The following is an 18,687-nucleotide window of genomic DNA, read 5'->3' as shown; positions in this document are numbered from 1 at the left end:
AGTAATTAGTAGCCACCACTAATTACGACTGCATAGGGAACCGAGAAAATGCCTGTAAAAATTCAGCTTGCACCACGCTTTCAGATGCGGGTTAACGAAAAAAAATATCTGGAACTTCCCACGATTCAATTAATTGGTACTGGGAACAACGTCCCCCATATTTCCCGCATAACCTGCACTGTTAAAGGCGCATCAAGTGAATTGGCATTAAAAATAGAAAAATCTTATAGACAATTTGATTCTGCCACACCAAAAATTTCTCAAATTGGGCAATTAGAACAATATCCTTGTAAACTAGAGCAAACTTTAACACAAGCTATTAACTGTAATTTACAAGTAATTGTTGAATATTTCGATTCCGATTTATCAGGAAATCCTCTGCTATCTGCACGCAAAAAAATAGCAGCTTATTGTCATCTGTGGTCACTACCTATGAAACCAACAACACAACCAGATAATCCCCAACAAATCCGTAATTATCATGAACAACAACCGGATATTAAGCAACGCAAACGGTTTCCCGGATGGTTCGCTTTAGATTTTGGTACATCTAATTCTACTGTGACACTTTTCGACCCAATTGAAGTGCCAATTGCCGAAGTTTTACCGAGAGAACAAGAATTAAGATTACGCGATCGCCTGTCTCAATGGTTGAGTTCTCCGGCTACTATTGCTCTACCAGAAGTGAGTGCAAGTGAATGGGAAAAGTTTCTAACAGATATTAGTAAAAACTTAGAAGTTGATCCAATCCAATTAAGCGAAGTTTTTCAAACTGATAATAAAGACAGGTTTTTAGAAGCGATTAGGCAAGTAGAATTATGTTTAGGTAATAGTGATAGATTTCGTCACGCCATCAGCAGAAAATTATATAATATCTACCATGAAGTTTTTCGTGTTCCTACCTTAGAATCACAAAATCTTATTCCCGTAGTCCTAGATATTGACCGCCGCGATACAGAAATACCCAGTGAGTTAGAAATCTTCAGTTTGGCAGATGTGAAAATTCGCATGGGTAGGGAAGCAAGAGACAATCGAAAAAAGGCGATCGCTCAAGGAACTAGCAGTTCTCTCAAAGAAATTATCAGCAGATTTCACCATTCACCAAAACGTTATTTTGGACAAAAGCGTGATTTCTCAGTGATTTTAGATGGCGAAGAAGAAACAATTAATGTTAATCAACTTGTACAAGCTGCTTGGTCACATTTAATTGATTTAACTGAAGATTATCGCCAACGCGCCAGACGCAGATTTTCTGACGGAGAATTCCTCACGGCAGTTGTCACATACCCCACAGTTGCACCGCCAGTAGTGCGGAAAGAAGTCAAAGAATTAGTTGAACAATTAGGAATAGATGACGTACAAACCGCCTACGATGAAGCGGTATCCGTAGCTATCTTCTTTTTATGGCGCGAGTTTGGTGGTAATCTCAATATTGGCATTGAGTCATTTAAAACTCGTTGTCGCCAAGAAAAAAATAAATGGTCACAAAATGTCCTCGTTTTAGATATTGGTGGCGGAACAACAGACTTAGCTTTAATTGAACTTACCTTAGAAGATAAAACCCCATTTTTTAGTAGTAATGAAGATAGAGGATTAGGCGGACGTTATTATAAACTCACCCCGAAACTGTTGGGTTCCTCTGGACATTTACAACTGGGTGGCGAATTAATTACCCTACGCGTGTATAGGTTATTGAAAGTAGCGATCGCTGATACTTTACTCACAGCAGTCACAGTTGGTAATATCGAAAGTGACAAACTAGAAGATTTAATTAGTGCGGAATTAAACGAACGCTTTTTAGAAAAAGGAAAATTCAAAAGCGGTAGTTTGTTGAAATGTTTAGATAAAGAAAATCCTGAAGGTGATGCTGCTTATAAAGATGCCTTAGATACAGCCGAGAAAGTCATCCCCACTCGTTGGCAACAAGCACCCCAACGCCTGCAAACCTTCTATACTTTATGGGATCATGCAGAAGCAGCTAAACTTAAACTCGGACAAAAACCACCAAACGATGGTTCTCCCTTAACCTTCACCCTTGCTGAACAACAAATTGCCGAACTGCTGACTCAAAGCGCCATCAAATTCCAAGTCAAAGAATTAGACACCCTCAGCGTTACCTTAGACAGCCAGCAATTTGAACGCGCCGCCGCCTCAGCCATTAAAGAGGCGATTGGGATAGCTAAAGGCTTGATGGAAAGTCGGTTACGTTCCGAAGATAACAATATAGATCCTTGGAACACCCATAAAGTTGATTGGTTAATTCTCTCCGGTAAAACTTGCAATCTCGACCTAGTACAGCGCCACATCTACCAAGAATTTAGCAACTCTCCCCATTTTGTCTGGAATCCCGAACGCATCACCTTTGTCTTGGAATATACCAAACTAGCCACCTCCGCCGGCGCTTGCTACGCCGAGAAACTGCGGAGACTAAGATTCGACCCAGAAGAATCCAAAGGACTGCTACGTAAAGGTGCTAACCAACTAGAAATAGATGTCAAAAACCTCTTTTATTACCTTCCCTGTAACTTCAAACGCAAAACCCAAAGCAACGACCTATTAACAGTATTCAAGGCTGGACAGGAACTATACCAACTCACACCAGGGGAAAACGTCGCCAAAGTCCGCACCGAATGGCAAGGGATACAGTTAACCAATATCATTTACCGCCAAGACTACGAAGACGGAGACTTACGCCTGTGGGGTAGCTTCGATGGCAAAACCCTCATGGAAAAATTGGCAATGGACGAAGGGGAATTTCTCAGAAAAATTAAAGTCCAGTTTGAGATAGACCAAACCCTACAATTTAACGTCTTGCTGTGTCAAGGAAACCCTCACTATTTAATTGATGTTCCAGGTATTGATGTCAATTCAGCCATATCAGCAGCATCTGAAGCATCAACCTTGTTTACTGACGGTAACTTGAAATGGAACATCGCCGTTGAACGCCCAGACAAAGACTTAAATGATGGTGATATTGCCGTCAATGTAATCGAATCTGCCACCGTAGATCAACCAGATGCCTATCATTTGGTTTTTGAAGTAGACAGAAATAACCACAAAACTCTGCAAACCTTCCATTACCTGCGGGATGGTTCACAGCAACCAGGCGCAGGCTTAATTAGCAAACCCCTTCCCCCCTTCCCCCAAAATGGACAACACACCTTTTATGTTTACCAAACCGACACCGAAACCAACACCAAAAAATGGATACGTATTGGCGCACTCCGCAAACCAGATGTCAGCACAGATTATCCTTGTCAATATCGTGTGACTCTTGATAACAAAGGGATTTTACGCATCCACGCTGGTGATGTACCTTACTGGACATCCACAAATGCAGAATGTCTCCAACAGGAAGGATGTGTTTACTGTGCTGAATTAGATTTGCAACCGAATGAGGTTGATAAGGAACGCGACCCTTTCTGTGGAATACATTAAACGCAGAGGGGCGCTGAGGTAAGCGCAAAGGTACGCGGAGAGTTATGCACAATCTTTCTCTGCGCCTCTGTGTGAGATAAGAAAAGGAATTACTAATGCAGCACCTATATCAGTTACTAGCAACAAAAAACTCGGAATTAGCGCGGTTATTGCGATATGGTCTGTATGGGCTAGAGGCTTCCCTCAAAAAAGCCCAAGCAGAATTACCGCAAGACCCAGGCGCAAAAGTATGCGATGAGGTGCTGCAAGAACTGCAAAATCTCCTACAGCCAGAACAACAGACCGTAGCCATCATCCAGCATCCAGATGAGTTAAAGCTAAATTATCTGCGAGAGGCTTTCGATTCTGACTCAGAACTCAGTTTATATCTGGGAGATTCTCTGTTACAAAGTCATACAGATGCCGATTTATGGAACGAAATGCACCGCAAATTATTACGAGTTCCCGAAGATTTGGCTCAATTTTGGCGACAACGGGCTTTAGATTTTGCTCAAGAAATGGGTGCAGTAGAAAATAATGAATATGTTTATCACCTGCCTTTTATTCGCAATGAAATTATCTACCCCGGACTGATTGGTAGTGTCAATGCTCAAGGCTTATGCCTATCACAAAAAGCCTTTTTTCATAACAATATTATCCAAAATAATGCTTCTGAAGAACTACATTTATTAGCTAGTTTCTTACTTTTATGGAGCAAATTTATAGAAATAGAACCAGATTTACATCACGCCTTAAAAAGTGTTTTCAGCTTCGATGTTATTCCCTTACATTTCCAACCAGAGCAACAACACCAATACATTGATACATTAATAGACCGCTTCCAGCGTACAAAAAAAGCCGAAGAAATTGCCGAACCCTTATTAACTTTACGCGCTTGGATTGACATGGATGAAGCCATCAATTCTTTGGTATTTGTACCCCCATCTGAGCGTTATTCTTGGTGGGGGAAGCTGCAACAAGAATCAAGACGCGCACTAAAAAAAGTAGCCGATAGAGCGACCAATGCAGGTTATGAGGTACGGATTCGCCAATTAACAGGAATTTATGCTGATATTTGTGCTTTTTCTAAAGATGACTTGCAATTAGACTGCGGCGGTATTCCAGGGGAAGTTTTAACTTGTTTGCGAGTCTATGCACGCATTAACCAAGAAGAAATTCCTGGTCGTGTCATCTTTCGCTCATCAAGGTAGAAAAGGCAGGGGGAATCAATTCAAAATTCAAAATTCAAAATTTAGTAGTCAACCTCCTTATGAAAATTGATTTTCTCTGTTAGAAAACTGCTAAGACAATCAAAGTAACCAAGCAGACTAACTGAATCACTAGACTTGAGAGCCGAAATACTGGATTTAGTCCGGCTATATGAATTAATGAATGCACAAGTCGAAATAGGATGTATACGACAACTAGTGAATCTACCACTGTTCCCGATAAGCCTCGAACTGTTAGAAGAAACACAACTCCTATATACAAAGGTAGGTTTTCTACTAAGTTGGACTGCACTCGAAATAGTCGCCAAAGCAAACTTTCCTCATTTGGTGTTCCAAAATCTTTTGGAGAACCGCCAGTAGATAAATGCCGAATCCTAACTGCTAGCAGAAATACAACAACAGCAATTGTCCAGATAATAAAAATTGCCAGACCCCACAAGGGGACGGTCATATCAGTAGTAACCATGACTGAACTCATACACTAACGGACTAATGCAACTGTAGCGTTTATCTCACCAATCGGTTTTTAAATACTATACAGCGATTACCGACAGTCGGTCGTAGAGCATCGCTTTTCTAGACGTATACTATTTTTAATATTTCTTCATATCCCTATTAAGTACTCACTACTCACCAGAGAAGAATAAAGGTAAAACTAGGGCTGCAAAAATTCCCACTAGCACACTTATCTCAATTACTCTGAGAGGGAAATTATTCTGCATGAAATCATTCATTCCTCCAGCCAAATTAGCTGATAAATTACTTAACCAATTCTGCAAACGAGTAGACCATTTTGTGGGACTATCTTCTGGGCGAATTTGCCATGAAAATATGGAAAGTAATAATGGCACACCACCCACTTTAATAGACATCAAAATATGAACTGCTAAACAGAAAACTATCACCACCCAACCAATCAGATGTAGGTAGTACCAGCTATGATTTAATTGTCCTGTGGGCAGCCACTCTTCTTTCATCATTCTGCCAGACAACACAGCTAAAACCCCAGCAATTAGCATGAGTGTATTCGCAATTCTTTGTAAGCTCACCCACCAAATCGATCTACCCACCTGAGTTAAATTTTGTAAAGAATCTTGTTGTAATAGCTTTCGGTTTCCAGCATGAAAGCTATAGAGGGCTAACGCCGGGAACACAAAGAAGAAAAAGACTGCAAATGTACCGTGAATGTCTATACTTTGCCCAATGCGAGGGATGGGTAACTTGCCAAATCTGCCATCGAAGGTATTGTAAACTAAAAAACCTGTAATGATAGCGGAGATCGCTAAAATTCCACTCACACCATGAAGAATCTTTAACCACAAAGGCTGATAAGGCACAGAACGGGACATAACCATTACCTCGGTAGCTTTTATCAGATTTTTTTAACAGAAAATGAGAACATAATATTAACATTTACTACTACAGTCATAAAAATTAAAGGCAATGTCAGCATTTCTAAATTTTACAGGGTTCATTAAAAATCTGAGTTATAGAACTTACTTGAATGATCATTTAAAAGAAAACAATATTGATGGATTTGATATTAATAGAGCGGGTAGCTATGGCTTAATCAAGTCACCAACAACAGAAATCGCTTATTCAAAATGGGTATCGCCTAAAAGAACCAGAAGTTATCCCTTTGCTAGAATCTACAATACTTACAATTCATCTAAAATTATTACTATCATTCCTATAATTAAAGATGAGGGCAAAAATGGGGATAGGGATATAATTCAATATTCTACTATTTCTTGGATGAACCTACTGAATATTTATATCGTTTTAGCCAGAAGTGTTGAATGTTAAGAAAAAGCCAATAAAAATAGCCCAAAATCTAACATATTTTGGGCTATTTTTATTGGCTTTTTCTTAACATTCAACACTTCTGTCAAAATGCTAGTAAGAGAGAAGCTATTACTTCGCACAAGTTAGAATATTTAGTAGACGGATTAAAGGCAGCTTTCAGTATTGAGAACTATTTAGGAGGTATTTATTATCTGACTCCCGATGAAATATTGGTCGATAATGGTGTGTATATCATACAAGAGTCAAAAAATACTTCAAAAAATTCATTACCTAAGTTACATGATATTCAAGATGGCTTATTCAAATTAATTTTATTTTCTAACTTAGATTCTTTAATACTTAATGAAAAACCAGTCTTATTTGTTCCCAAATTAAAGCTCACGGGTAACAATGTTACAAGCTCTATTATTTTCCCAGAAGCATCATCAGAAGAAATAGAATCTTTCATCAAAGTCAACAATAATACTTTTAACAACAATCAGAAATTAATTATCAAGAAATTAGCATTGGAAGCCCAAAATAACCGTAAACTAAAAATAGAAATATCCGGCAACTCCTAATTTTTTTTGAATTATGATCAAAAGTCCACTCCGATATCCTGGCGGTAAATCCAAAGCAATCAAGCAAATAATTGAATATCTGCCAGAAAATTTTGATGAATTTCGAGAACCATTTGTAGGGGGTGGTTCAGTATTTATTTACTTAAAGCAAAAGTTTCCTCATCTGAAAATCTGGATTAATGATTTAAACACTGAATTATTCCTTTTCTGGAAATTTGCACAATCTAACTTACCTCAGATAGTGCAAGAAATACACCGAATTAAAGATAAATATCAAGATGGTAAATTACTGTTTTTAGAATTAACCACAGTTGATGTCAATAACATATCTGATTTCGACAGAGCAGTAAGATTTTTTGTCCTCAACAGAATTACTTTCTCTGGTACTGTAGAATCAGGCGGTTTCTCTCAACAAGCTTTCCTCAAAAGGTTTACTTACTCCTCAATAGAACGATTAGAGAAATTAGCAAATATACTAACAGAAGATATAAAAATTACTAATTTAGACTACAGTCAACTATTGGATGGTGAACAAAATGATGTATTTATATTTTTAGACCCACCATATTTTAGCGCTACTAAATCTAGATTATATGGTAAGGATGGTGATTTACATACATCTTTTGAACACCAAAGATTCGCTAAATTATTGCAACAATGTCCTCATCGCTGGCTAATTACCTACGACAACTCGCCGGAAATTCGAGCAAATTTTCCCCTAGCTTATATTGATGAATGGGAATTGCAGTATGGCATGAATAACTATAAACAAAGCGATGCTGCGAAGGGAAAAGAATTATTTATTAGCAATTATGAAATTAAACATAATTTAAATAAAATGGCAAAAAATCAACAGGATTTACAGCTAGAACTTAATATTTCAACCTCCCTTTGATGACAGTCGATTTTTCGGTAGGATAACTGCCATGCCTCTCAACGTACACAAACTTGAGTTATGACAACTTCCCCAATCCCTACCCAAGAATCTTCTACTAGTTGGTATCTTCTACTGCAACAATTAATAGATGGTGAATCTTTAAGCCGATCGCAAGCTGCTGAATTGATGCAAGGTTGGTTAAGTGAAGCAGTCCCCCCAGAGTTATCAGGAGCAATCTTAACGGCACTCAATTTTAAAGGTGTTTCCGCCGACGAGTTGACTGGTATGGCTGAAGTACTACAATCTCAATCAAAAATGGGGAGTGGGGAAAATATTTCTCAATCTCCACTCAGCACTGTAATTGATACTTGTGGTACTGGTGGCGATGGGTCATCAACTTTTAATATTTCTACAGCAGTGGCTTTTGTGGCGGCGGCTTATGGTGTACCTGTTGCCAAACATGGTAATCGTTCTGCTTCGAGTTTGACGGGTAGCGCTGATGTTTTGGAAGCTTTGGGCGTTAACTTGAATGCTTCCCCCGAAAAGGTACAATCAGCACTCCAAGAAGTCGGGATCACATTTTTGTTTGCCCCTGGTTGGCATCCTGCACTGAAGGCGGTGGCTGGGTTGCGACGGACTTTAAGAGTTCGCACGGTATTTAATTTGCTGGGGCCGTTGGTAAATCCTCTACGTCCGACAGGACAAGTAGTCGGGTTATTTACTCCCAAACTTTTGACAACTGTTGCCCAAGCTTTAGACAATTTGGGTAAGGAAAAGGCGATCGTCTTACATGGACGAGAAAAGCTTGATGAGGCTGGGTTGGGTGATTTAACTGACTTAGCAGTGTTATCTAATGGTGAACTAGAGTTAACTACTATAAATCCCCAGGAAGTGGGTGTGACTCCGGCTCCTATTGGCGCACTCCGGGGTGGTGATGTACAAGAAAATGCAGCAATTCTCAAAGCAGTACTACAAGGTAAAGGAACCCAAGCACAACAAGATGCTGTAGCTTTGAATGCTTCATTAGCGCTACAGGTAGCAGGTGCAGTCCCCTTATTAGACCATGCCAAAGGTGTGAATGTAGCTAGGGAGATCCTACAGACTGGTACTGCTTGGGCAAAATTGGAACAATTGGTACACTTTCTGGGGAGTTAATTTCTGAGTGTGATTGGCGGCGAAACTCTACGACATTGCGCCTAATAGTGACATCGTAATTACCAAAAAAGTCGTGTCCTAAAAGACCAGTTTCCAGTTCTGCGCCAGCGATCGCCACTGGTACTCTATTTACTATCACCCCTCCCACTGCCATCGAATCTACATAACCAATGGGAAATTCTACAGCCTTAGCGCTAGCGGTGTTAGCCTTGGCTTTGCCCACAGTGACAACTCTCAACGCATTCGCCATCTGTTGAGTAATCACAGTACCACTGGCTCCAGTATCGACAATCATGTCAAATTGCTGCTGACCATTAAAAGTCACGGTCACAATTGGCGTACCCCCAATTCGTCGTTTAATTGGGGCGACAAAAACATCTTGTTCAGAGGTAAGTGCTGCTGATATAGGAAAATTTGCTGGTTCTGGGGTCAATTGTGTACTGTTGGGTGGCGGTACAGGAATGACAAATTGGGGTGAGGTAGATGGTTGGGGTGTAGCTACTGCCACCCTTTTGGGAGTGGGTTTTGTGAGCAATGGTTGAGCAATCGTATTGGCTTGGCGGACAGCGTTCTTCATCTGACGCTGGTATTCAGAAATTTTAGTTTGGGCGATCGCAAACTCAGGACTCTGCTTTTCGACTTGTTTCATGAGAGCGATCGCATCATGGAACTGACTCGCCACCAAATACCAATCATCAGGCGATTGAGCCGATTGGCTAATACTCAAAGCACCAGTAGCCTTATCTAAACCCATCTCAAAAGAACTAGGTTCCATTGGCGATGGTGGCAAGTCTGTCGAGGCTGAAATAGTTGGCACTGCTTGCGGTTCATCGGGTGCTGGTACAGACAAATCCTCAGTCACCAGAGACTGCTGATTGCGAAGAATACCTGTTTTCTGTTTGCCTGTGCTACAAGCAACACTCAAAACGGCTATAGTACCAGACAAACAAATCAGGATTGCACGAGATAAAAAGGGCTGAAGCATAATTAATCTCAATTTTACCTGTTCCAGCGAAGGCACATCCACTCCTGCCACCGATTCCCCTGTAGACTTAAATCATCTATTCTGATTTTAAGTTTTAATTAATTTCTTGGCGAACACGTAATTAACAAACTCATGGGATAATTAACAGTCGCAGTATTGACTAAATTGGGGACTAAGGACTGCTCACTGTTAACTGTTGACTGCTGAAAAGGAAATGTCAACTGTCAACTGTCAACCAAATCCCCAATCCTGAACCCTAATCCTTTTGCTTTCATAGCTTATGCCCCTGTCTGACGCAATACCTGCTCTCCTTGTCTTGGCAGATGGAACTCCTTACCGTGGTTGGTCTTTCGGTGCGACGGGAACCACCATTGGCGAAGTCGTCTTCAACACTGGCATGACTGGATATCAAGAAGTGTTAACCGATCCCAGTTACTGCGGTCAAATTGTCGTGTTTACCTATCCCGAATTAGGGAATACCGGCGTTAATCCCGAAGACGAAGAATCAGCACGCCCCCAAGTGCGGGGAGCGATCGCCAGAAATATTTGTTATAAACCGAGCAACTGGCGCTCGACTCAATCCTTACCCGACTACCTCAAACAGCACCAAGTCCCCGGTATCTTTGGCATTGATACCCGCGCCCTCACCCGCAAAATTCGGATGTACGGAGCCATGAACGGCGGTATATCCACAGAAATTTTGGATGAGTCCGAATTGTTGGAGCAGGTACAGGCAGCTCCCAGCATGGCAGGCTTAAATTTAGTTCGGGAAGTCACCACCTCAAATGTTTACGAATGGTCAGATCCCACAACCCCAGTTTGGGAATTCAACCCAGACGCTACGGTAAATAATGGGGAATCCTTGACAGTTGTTGCCCTAGACTTTGGTGTTAAACGGAATATCTTACGTCGTTTAGCCAGTTATGGTTGTCGAGTCATTGTTGTACCTGCCGATACACCATCGGAACAAATCCTCAAATACAATCCAGATGGTATTTTCCTCTCCAACGGTCCCGGCGATCCCTCGGCCGTAACAGAAGGTATTACCACAGCCAAAGCGCTGCTCCAAAGCCAAAAACCCATTTTTGGTATTTGTATGGGACACCAAATTTTGGGTCATGCCCTGGGAGCAGAAACCTTTAAGCTGAAATTTGGGCATCGGGGTTTAAATCAGCCTGCTGGTTCACAACAACGGGTAGAAATCACCAGCCAAAATCACAGCTTTGCGATCAACCCAGATTCTTTACCTGAGGCAGTTGTGGAAATTAGCCACCTCAACTTAAACGATCGCACAGTTGCCGGTTTACGCCACAAATCTCTACCCATATTCTCAGTGCAGTACCACCCAGAAGCCAGCCCAGGCCCTCACGATGCTGATTACTTGTTTGCCCAGTTTGTTCACCAGATGCGGACAGCAAAACAAGCCACTACAACAGAAGTGAGTTAAAAAGGAACTGGAGACTAGGGATTAGGGACTAGGGAACATAATTAAATCCAAATGTCCCATAATCAAGTACTAAAAATTCTTAATTTTGAATTTAATCCCGGAACCCCATACTCCAGCAGATTGTAGACAAACAGCCTCAAAACCATCTATACTTGAGCGTTCACTTTAACGACGAGGAGGGAATTATTGCTGAACCACTGAATCTAACCGTAAGCCTGAGGGGGACTCGTGAAGCCCGCGATAACTATCAGCTATTCCGCCTCACAGGTCTGTTAGATGCCTTTTCTGAGCCGACGTTTCGCAAGGTACTTGGCGGCAAAATTGATGAAGGCCCAAAGCATATTATTCTGGATCTTTCGCAAATTGACTTTGTTGACAGTTCCGGCTTGGGCGCTCTGGTGCAGCTAGCCAAGCAGGCTCAAAATGCCGAAGGAACCTTGCAAATTGTCACCAATGCACGAGTCACTCAAACCGTCAAGCTCGTTCGTTTAGAGAAGTTTCTTTCGCTGCAATCCACAGTTGACGCAGCAGTAGAAAATATCAAGGGTGCTTGACATCATAGAAAAATTAAGCTATCCGATATTTTTCGGCATAGCTTAATTTATAAGTGGGGAGTAGAAAGTAGGGAGTTGTGAACAATCACTTTCATACTTAGTGGTAGTGTAGAAAATTCATCAGCACTGCCTCCTACCTTCTGCTTCCCCAAAGATTGCATTTTATACTTTGAATTGATAAAGTACTCATCGATAGTAGAATTACGAGCAAAAAACCTACTAAAAAATAATTCTTTATTTGCTTGTTCAGATATATGTATCCAGATAGTATTATCAGATAATCTACCAAAAGGTAGATGCTTTTGCAACGTAGTAGGGTATAAAGGCAATAGGGATATCGTTTTAAATTGGCAAAATGTTAGGTATTTAAATCTTTTTACTTTTGCTTTTTAATAGTAGTCCATGAAGGAATGATGAATTTGTGAAGTCCCAAGAGGAAGAGTTATCAGAGCAACAAGGTGAAGACTTTAAGCCAGATTCGCCTTGGAATCAAGCACTCTTGGCAAGTACTGCGCCATTAATTGAAAATATCTCCCAGACACAATTGCAGCAAATTTCTCCTGCGGCTTTGGCTTACGTAGGAGATGCAGTTTATGAACTATATGTTAGAATATTTTACCTGCTACCATTACAGCGATTAGATCCTTACCATCGTTTAGTAGTAGCACAAGTCAGAGCAGAAACACAGGCGCTACATTTGCGATCGCTGACTCCTTACCTGAGGGCAAGTGAATTAGAAATTGTCCGCCGAGGCCGTAATGCTGCCACAGGTCGCCCCAAAAGGGTTGATCCCGACATATATCAACAAGCAACTAGTCTTGAAGCTTTAATAGGCTACCTTTATCTGACAGATTTCCCACGTCTAGCCGAACTGTTACAGAAAATCCATCTAGAGAAAGAAGAATAATTAAACGGTTCAATCTCCGTGATCGGAAAGATACTACAGGAATCGGACTGTCTACCCATGCGCCATAGATCAAACTTTTATGACTAACAAACCTAGAAAAATCAAAACTACGGGCGAAGCGAATCGCGGACAACCCATAAAAATTAAGGGTAAGCGAGTCATTTCTAATCCTATTCGTAGTCACAGAAATGGGGAGAGTAATTCTAGCTCTAGCAGCTCACGTCCTCCAAGTCCACGCCGCAAATTTTCTGATTCAGCACCTACTCCTAAACCACCGGAAGATAGCGACATTATCTATGGTCGTCATCCAGTACTTAGTGCTTTGGAAAATCAACGTGATTTAAACCGCATCTGGGTAGTTCCCCGACTACGTTACGATCCCCGGTTTCATAATTTGATTCTTCAAGCCAAGGAAAATGGCGCAGTCGTTGATGAAGTAGAACCCAAACGTTTAGACCAAATTACCGACCAAGCTAATCACCAAGGGATAGCAGCCCAGATTTCTCCCTATTCATATATTGAGTTACATGAACTAATTGCCCAAGCTAAGTCTGTCACCGATCCCGTAATTGTCGTAGCTGATAGCATCACAGACCCTCATAATTTAGGGGCGATTATTCGCACAGCCGAAGCAATTGGCGCTCAAGGATTGGTCATCCCCCAAAGAAGAGCATCCGGGATCACCTCTACAGTGGTAAAAGTAGCGGCAGGTGCTTTAGAAAATTTTCCTGTAGCTAGAGTAGTTAACCTCAGCCGCGCGCTAGAAGACTTGAAAGAAGCTGGTTTCTGGATTTATGGTACTGCGGCTGGAGGTAGTGAACCTCTACACACAGTCAGCTTCCGTGGCCCTATTGTTTTGGTAATCGGCTCGGAAGGCGAAGGTTTGAGTATGTTAACTCAGCGCTCATGTGATGTTTTGGTATCAATTCCCTTGATGGGTAAGACCCCTAGCCTGAATGCCTCAGTTGCGGCAGGAATGGCGCTGTATGAGATTTTTCGCCAACGTTCGTTAAACACTTTATACCTAGATAAGTTACAAAAACCTCTATGAAAATCATCAGTAAAAGAGTATAAAGAAATGTAACAACAAATAACAATACTATTGTTGAAGATTCAGTACCACTTTGAACAATTGGCGACAACCATGAAAACAATTTGGCAAAACCTGAAGGAAACTGCAATTAATACTTTCAATATATTTGGCTTGGCTTGGTGGGTGGAGATTAACACTCAAAATCCACGTTGCACATACTACTTTGGGCCTTTTCTCAGTTCTGCTGATGCTAAGGTAGCCATCAAAGGCTACGTAGAAGATTTAGAAACTGAAGGGGCGCAAGGAATAGTTGTTAACGTCAAGCGCTGCAAGCCCGATAATTTGACAATTGCTGACGACCTGGGGGAACGCATTGACCGCAAAGTAAAGCCTGCCTTTAGCGGTCAGATGTAAGTTAGGCAATTAGTCAATAGTCAATAGTCATTGGTCAATAGTTATTAGTCATGAGTGATTGCTTTCAACTCTTGACTTTGAACTTTTGACTGTGGATTCTAGACTATTGACTACTAATTATCTGTGAGTTATTTGCTAACCAGATATCAATATCACTGAGAACCTGCTGAGGTATTTCCCACGGAAAAAGATGAGCCGTGTTTGTGTAACATTTCCACTGACTATACTTGAGGTGTCGAGCAGTTTCTAAGCTGGAATCAGCTGTAATGTGGCGGTCTTGTGCGCCAGCAAGGACTAAACTAGGGCAGTAAATTTGCTCAATGTCTGTGACTCGGTTATATCCTAACCTTAGGGCGCTGTTAAGGGCGTGAGTGGCAGATGTAGAAGTTTGTAGATAGGCGGGAACAGCTTCCTTGGCGATGTAACTATAAGCTGTTGGTGTGTGTTGTTGAATGAGGTAACGAAACAGCGATCGCTTCCCAAAAGTTTCCATATTCCAGGGCCAACTCGGTTTAATATAGTTCAGGAGTGCTGCAACACCTGTATACAAATTATCTTGCCAAGAAATCGGCGGATGATTTCCACGGGGTCTTGCTGCTGTCGCCACCAAAATCAGCCCAGTGATACGCTGTGGAAGGCGTAACGCTAACTCCATTGCTAAAATTCCACCAAGTGACCATCCCAACACTAAACATTTTTCGATTTGAAAACGGTCTAATAATGCTTCTAGGTCAGTTAAATGATCCTGCATTGTAAAAGTGCCACGAAAGCGACTTTTGCCGTACCCACGTAAGTCAGGGGCAATAGTTTGGTAACGTTTTGATAAGTGATTAGTAAAAACAGACAGACTCCCACCACTACCAGGATGACCATGTAATCCTAATATGGGGAAACCTTGACCTTGAATGTGAACGTTGAGTTTTTCAGCCACAGTAACCATAAAATTAATTCGGAATCGTCCCTTCCCGTTAAAAGGATAGCTAGTTTTTGAATTGATGGAAGCTGACTGACTTGAGAATGCACCACCAGAAGATTGAGTTGGCAGTCTTAGCGCTGTTGTAAAATAAACAATAGAAGGATTCGGGGGGCCAGTGAACTGGTCGAAACGCCTATAGAAACTATTTTCGGTAATCTTCAGGGTTTAAAATCCAGTCAGCTGAAACAACTACAGCGACTGTACCACCAGCGCATACCAGGCGATCGCATCACAACGTCTGAGTTCTCCCAGCGTCTGGCGGCAATTAGCACAGAAATTAATCTACCTGTATGTGCCTACGTTAACCGTCGCGGACAAGTGATTCGTGTTGGCGTAGGCACACCGCGTCAAACTCAAATTCCGCCGATGGAATTACCGCGTTATGGTGCAGAACGTCTCAGTGGTATTCGTTGCCTAGCTACCCATCTCAAGACGGAACCGCCGAATGAAGGGGCTTTAACCGCAATGGCAATGCAGCGTTTAGATGCCTTAGTGGTAATCAATATCACTGGGACAGGCTTTACACGGCGCGGTGGCGGGGCTACAGGATACGTTAAAGAAGCTTATTTGGCACACCTAGTCCCTCAAGATGCCCGTACTTTGATTCCTAGTGCAGCGATCGCAGGATCAAATAATGCTCAGTCTACCAGTTGGAGCATATCACCACCACTGGATTTAGATGATCTGGCACAGCAGGATTTCATCGACTTGGTGGAAGGACTGGAAGAGGAATTTCGCCGGGAATTTATCGCCCAGGAAGTAGACGCTGATCATGACCGCGTGTTAATTGTGGGTGTCATGACTGATAATATGTCACTCCAACAATTCCACGACACCTTGGCGGAATTGTCACGATTAGTCGATACAGCTGGTGGTGATGTACTACAGACAGTACAACAAAAGCGATCGCGCATTCATCCCCAAACTGTCATCGGTGAAGGTAAAGTCCAAGAAGTTGCCCTCACCGCCCAAACCTTGGGATGTAACCTCGTCGTCTTTGACCGCGCCCTCTCACCCGCCCAAGTCCGCAACTTAGAAGCGCAAATTGGTATCCGCGTAGTTGACCGCACCGAAGTTATCTTAGATATCTTTGCTCAACGCGCTCAATCCCGCGCGGGTAAGTTGCAGGTAGAATTGGCACAGTTAGAATATATGCTGCCCAGACTCACCGGCAGAGGTCAAGCAATGTCTCGACTGGGGGGTGGTATCGGGACTCGTGGCCCTGGTGAAACTAAATTAGAAACCGAACGCCGCACCATTCAAAGACGTATTTCCCGACTACAACAAGAAGTTGATCAATTACAAGCACACCGTTCACGCTTACGCCAAAGACGACAACATCAGGAGGTTCCCTCGGTGGCTTTGGTCGGTTATACCAACGCTGGCAAATCCACCTTATTAAATGCTCTCACAAATGCTGAAGTTTACACTGCTGACCAGTTATTCGCCACCCTTGACCCCACCACACGCCGCTTAGTCATTCCTCATGCAGAAACCGGAGAACCCCAAGAGATTTTAATTACAGACACAGTGGGGTTTATCCACGAATTACCTGCATCATTAATGGATGCCTTCCGCGCCACTTTGGAAGAAGTCACAGAAGCCGATGCCTTATTACACTTAGTAGATTTGTCTCATCCTGCTTGGTTAAGCCATATTCGTGCAGTCAGGGAAATCTTGGCACAAATGCCCGTGACTCCTGGCCCAGCACTGGTTGCTTTTAATAAAATAGACCAAGTAGATAGTGCGACTCTCGCTTTAGCTCAAGAAGAGTTTCCACTAGCCGTGTTTATTTCTGCAAGCCAGCGCCTGGGTTTAGAAACCCTGCGTCTACGTCTCAGTTTGCTGATTCAATATGCCATTGACTCTCAGTAAATATTCATAGTTTTCTGATAAAACTGCCACAATTCAAACAAAAACATTTTTTCTTGACAAAGCCCTCTATCGGGCTTTATTTGTTTACATTTCTATGCAAATACAAAATTTCTCCACCGTCTTACTACCGTCTGCAACTCCTCTGACAACCAACTATCAAACTGGGGGTATACAGGTAAACGTGGTACTAATTGCCACCCCGCAGGCTGTAAGATTTCTCTCAGTTCTTGCTCCTGAAGATGAGGATAATCAGGATTGACTTCATCTTTCGGCCCAATTCCTCCTAAATCTCTAGCACCAGTTTCTATACAACTGAGTAACCATCGCTCATCTTTAACTAAATTTGGCGGAATTTGAATTGTGATATCTGGTGGTAAAATCTGGCGTGCTTTGGCAATGACTTCTGGTAACTTATGGGGGTCAAAAGCCAGTGCATCAAAGGTTTGCTGATTTCCTGGGCTATGGGGTTGCAGAATGACTTCTTGAATGTGATGGTAACGTTGATGTAAGTTCGATATGGCTTGTAATGTTTCCCTCCAATCATTAGCGCTTTCCCCAATTCCTAAGAGTAAGCCTGTTGTAAAGGGAATTTGCAACTCTCCTGCCCACTCTAGTTGTTGTAGCCTGAGTTCTGGTAACTTACTCGGTGCATGACGATGAACTGTCTCTAATAATTTTGGCGTTAGCTGTTCCAACATCAAACCCATTGAAACATTAACGCTTTTCAGTTGTTGCATCTCTGCAAAACTAAGAGGCCCAGCATTAGTATGGGGCAGAAAACCCAGCGCTAACACTAATTTACATAAATCATATATTCTTTGAAACCATGCCTGACGCCGTGATGAATGGGGGTGTACTTCTCCACTGAGGATGAGAATTTCGCAGACTTTTTCCTTTTGCAGTCGTTTCAAGATGTTTTCTGCTGCTGATAAGGTCATCCAAGGACTTTTACCAGGATCAGTACGAAAGTTGCAGTAGGTACAGCGATTGAAACATTCATAGGTAGGAACAATTGTATAAGCAGGACTATAAGTGGCGATCGCACAAGGAGTATTGGCAACTGACATAAGACAGACTTTACTGAGTAAATTTAAGCTTTTTGGGATTTAGATTCAGAAAATTTATTTTCTTTACATCTGGAAACTATTGTAAAACCTGATTTTCAGACCTTTCTCCTGGGTGTACCAAAAAATGTTTTCTCAAAACACTTTACAAAATGAAATAATTGCAGTTAAGATATGTAACAGGTGGAAACGCCTACAACATACATACAAAACAACGTAATCATAAAAACATGACCGCAACCTTACAACAGCGCAAGAGCGCCAACGTATGGGAACAGTTCTGCGAGTGGATTACCAGCACCAACAACCGCCTATACATCGGTTGGTTCGGAGTACTGATGATCCCCACCTTGCTAGCTGCAACCACCTGCTTTATCATCGCCTTCAT

General features: G+C 42.0%; 17 protein-coding genes and 1 pseudogene. 13 read left to right on the top strand and 5 right to left on the bottom strand.

What is annotated here, in order from left to right; genetic code table 11:
- The first annotated feature begins 48 nt into the window (after positions 1-48).
- Both H6G18_RS15015 and H6G18_RS15010 read left to right on the top strand, forming a co-directional pair.
- Complete coding sequence (locus tag H6G18_RS15015; protein WP_190407901.1) at positions 49-3,438, top strand: virulence factor SrfB; 3,390 nt, start codon at positions 49-51, stop codon at positions 3,436-3,438.
- Between the two features lie 95 nt (positions 3,439-3,533).
- Positions 3,534-4,628, top strand: a complete 1,095-nt coding sequence (locus H6G18_RS15010) for a hypothetical protein (protein ID WP_190407900.1) — start codon at positions 3,534-3,536, stop codon at positions 4,626-4,628.
- Positions 4,629-4,707: 79 nt separating this feature from the next.
- On the opposite strand, the gene H6G18_RS15005 is transcribed toward H6G18_RS15010, so the two are convergent.
- Complete coding sequence (locus H6G18_RS15005; protein WP_242040342.1) at positions 4,708-5,112, bottom strand: MAPEG family protein; 405 nt, start codon at positions 5,110-5,112, stop codon at positions 4,708-4,710.
- 160 nt (positions 5,113-5,272) lie between these two features.
- Positions 5,273-5,995 (bottom strand): cytochrome b/b6 domain-containing protein, encoded by a 723-nt coding sequence (locus H6G18_RS15000; protein WP_190407898.1) that lies wholly within the window; start codon positions 5,993-5,995, stop codon positions 5,273-5,275.
- A 94-nt stretch (positions 5,996-6,089) separates the two neighbouring features.
- Between H6G18_RS15000 and H6G18_RS24815 the strand changes: the two genes are divergently transcribed.
- From H6G18_RS24815 to trpD, 4 genes are read left to right on the top strand one after another with little or no spacing between them, the layout of a single operon-like run.
- Positions 6,090-6,452, top strand: coding sequence for a hypothetical protein (locus tag H6G18_RS24815; protein ID WP_242040341.1), 363 nt, complete (start codon positions 6,090-6,092; stop codon positions 6,450-6,452).
- A 38-nt stretch (positions 6,453-6,490) separates the two neighbouring features.
- Positions 6,491-7,012, top strand: a complete 522-nt coding sequence (locus H6G18_RS24810) for a hypothetical protein (protein WP_242040339.1) — start codon at positions 6,491-6,493, stop codon at positions 7,010-7,012.
- A gap of 13 nt (positions 7,013-7,025) precedes the next feature.
- On the top strand, positions 7,026-7,907 hold the full coding sequence (locus tag H6G18_RS14990) for a DNA adenine methylase (protein WP_190407897.1): 882 nt from the start codon (positions 7,026-7,028) through the stop codon (positions 7,905-7,907).
- A 60-nt stretch (positions 7,908-7,967) separates the two neighbouring features.
- Complete coding sequence (gene trpD / locus H6G18_RS14985; protein WP_190407896.1) at positions 7,968-9,044, top strand: anthranilate phosphoribosyltransferase; 1,077 nt, start codon at positions 7,968-7,970, stop codon at positions 9,042-9,044.
- Here the strand turns inward: trpD and H6G18_RS14980 are convergent.
- Positions 8,974-10,029, bottom strand: a complete 1,056-nt coding sequence (locus tag H6G18_RS14980; RefSeq protein ID WP_190407895.1) for a retropepsin-like aspartic protease family protein — start codon at positions 10,027-10,029, stop codon at positions 8,974-8,976. The genes trpD and H6G18_RS14980 overlap by 71 nt on opposite strands.
- A 280-nt stretch (positions 10,030-10,309) precedes the next feature.
- Here H6G18_RS14980 and carA point away from each other — a divergent pair, with 280 nt between their 5' ends.
- The 5 genes from carA (at position 10,310) to H6G18_RS14955 (ending at position 14,384) form a co-directional block, all read left to right on the top strand.
- Positions 10,310-11,476: a glutamine-hydrolyzing carbamoyl-phosphate synthase small subunit gene (gene carA / locus H6G18_RS14975; RefSeq protein WP_190407894.1), complete on the top strand. Its 1,167-nt coding sequence runs from the start codon at positions 10,310-10,312 to the stop codon at positions 11,474-11,476.
- A gap of 152 nt (positions 11,477-11,628) precedes the next feature.
- Positions 11,629-12,030, top strand: coding sequence for an STAS domain-containing protein (locus H6G18_RS14970; protein WP_190407893.1), 402 nt, complete (start codon positions 11,629-11,631; stop codon positions 12,028-12,030).
- Positions 12,031-12,451: 421 nt separating this feature from the next.
- Positions 12,452-12,937: a Mini-ribonuclease 3 gene (locus H6G18_RS14965; RefSeq protein WP_190407892.1), complete on the top strand. Its 486-nt coding sequence runs from the start codon at positions 12,452-12,454 to the stop codon at positions 12,935-12,937.
- Between the two features lie 79 nt (positions 12,938-13,016).
- A complete protein-coding gene (rlmB, locus tag H6G18_RS14960; RefSeq protein WP_190407891.1) occupies positions 13,017-13,988 on the top strand; it encodes a 23S rRNA (guanosine(2251)-2'-O)-methyltransferase RlmB in 972 nt (323 codons plus the stop codon).
- A 93-nt stretch (positions 13,989-14,081) separates the two neighbouring features.
- Positions 14,082-14,384: a DUF1816 domain-containing protein gene (locus H6G18_RS14955; protein ID WP_190407890.1), complete on the top strand. Its 303-nt coding sequence runs from the start codon at positions 14,082-14,084 to the stop codon at positions 14,382-14,384.
- Positions 14,385-14,487: 103 nt separating this feature from the next.
- Here H6G18_RS14955 and H6G18_RS14950 read toward each other — a convergent pair whose 3' ends face one another.
- Entirely contained in the window at positions 14,488-15,324 is an 837-nt protein-coding gene (locus tag H6G18_RS14950) for an alpha/beta fold hydrolase (RefSeq protein ID WP_190407889.1), read from the bottom strand.
- A gap of 171 nt (positions 15,325-15,495) precedes the next feature.
- Here H6G18_RS14950 and hflX point away from each other — a divergent pair, with 171 nt between their 5' ends.
- Entirely contained in the window at positions 15,496-17,235 is a 1,740-nt protein-coding gene (gene hflX / locus H6G18_RS14945) for a GTPase HflX (protein WP_190407954.1), read from the top strand.
- Positions 17,236-17,327: 92 nt separating this feature from the next.
- On the opposite strand, the gene cofG is transcribed toward hflX, so the two are convergent.
- Positions 17,328-18,302, bottom strand: coding sequence for a 7,8-didemethyl-8-hydroxy-5-deazariboflavin synthase subunit CofG (cofG, locus tag H6G18_RS14940; RefSeq protein WP_190407888.1), 975 nt, complete (start codon positions 18,300-18,302; stop codon positions 17,328-17,330).
- Positions 18,303-18,529: 227 nt separating this feature from the next.
- On the opposite strand from cofG, the pseudogene H6G18_RS14935 reads away from it, so the two are divergent.
- Positions 18,530-18,687, top strand: a pseudogene (locus tag H6G18_RS14935) (photosystem II q(b) protein); the annotation flags it as partial.

Origin of the sequence: Anabaena subtropica FACHB-260, assembly GCF_014697105.1 — a bacterium.
GTDB classification, from domain to species: Bacteria; Cyanobacteriota; Cyanobacteriia; order Cyanobacteriales; family Nostocaceae; genus Trichormus; species Trichormus subtropicus.
The sequence above is the reverse complement of the archived record's forward strand: the minus strand, read 5'-3'. Positions and strand labels throughout refer to the sequence as shown.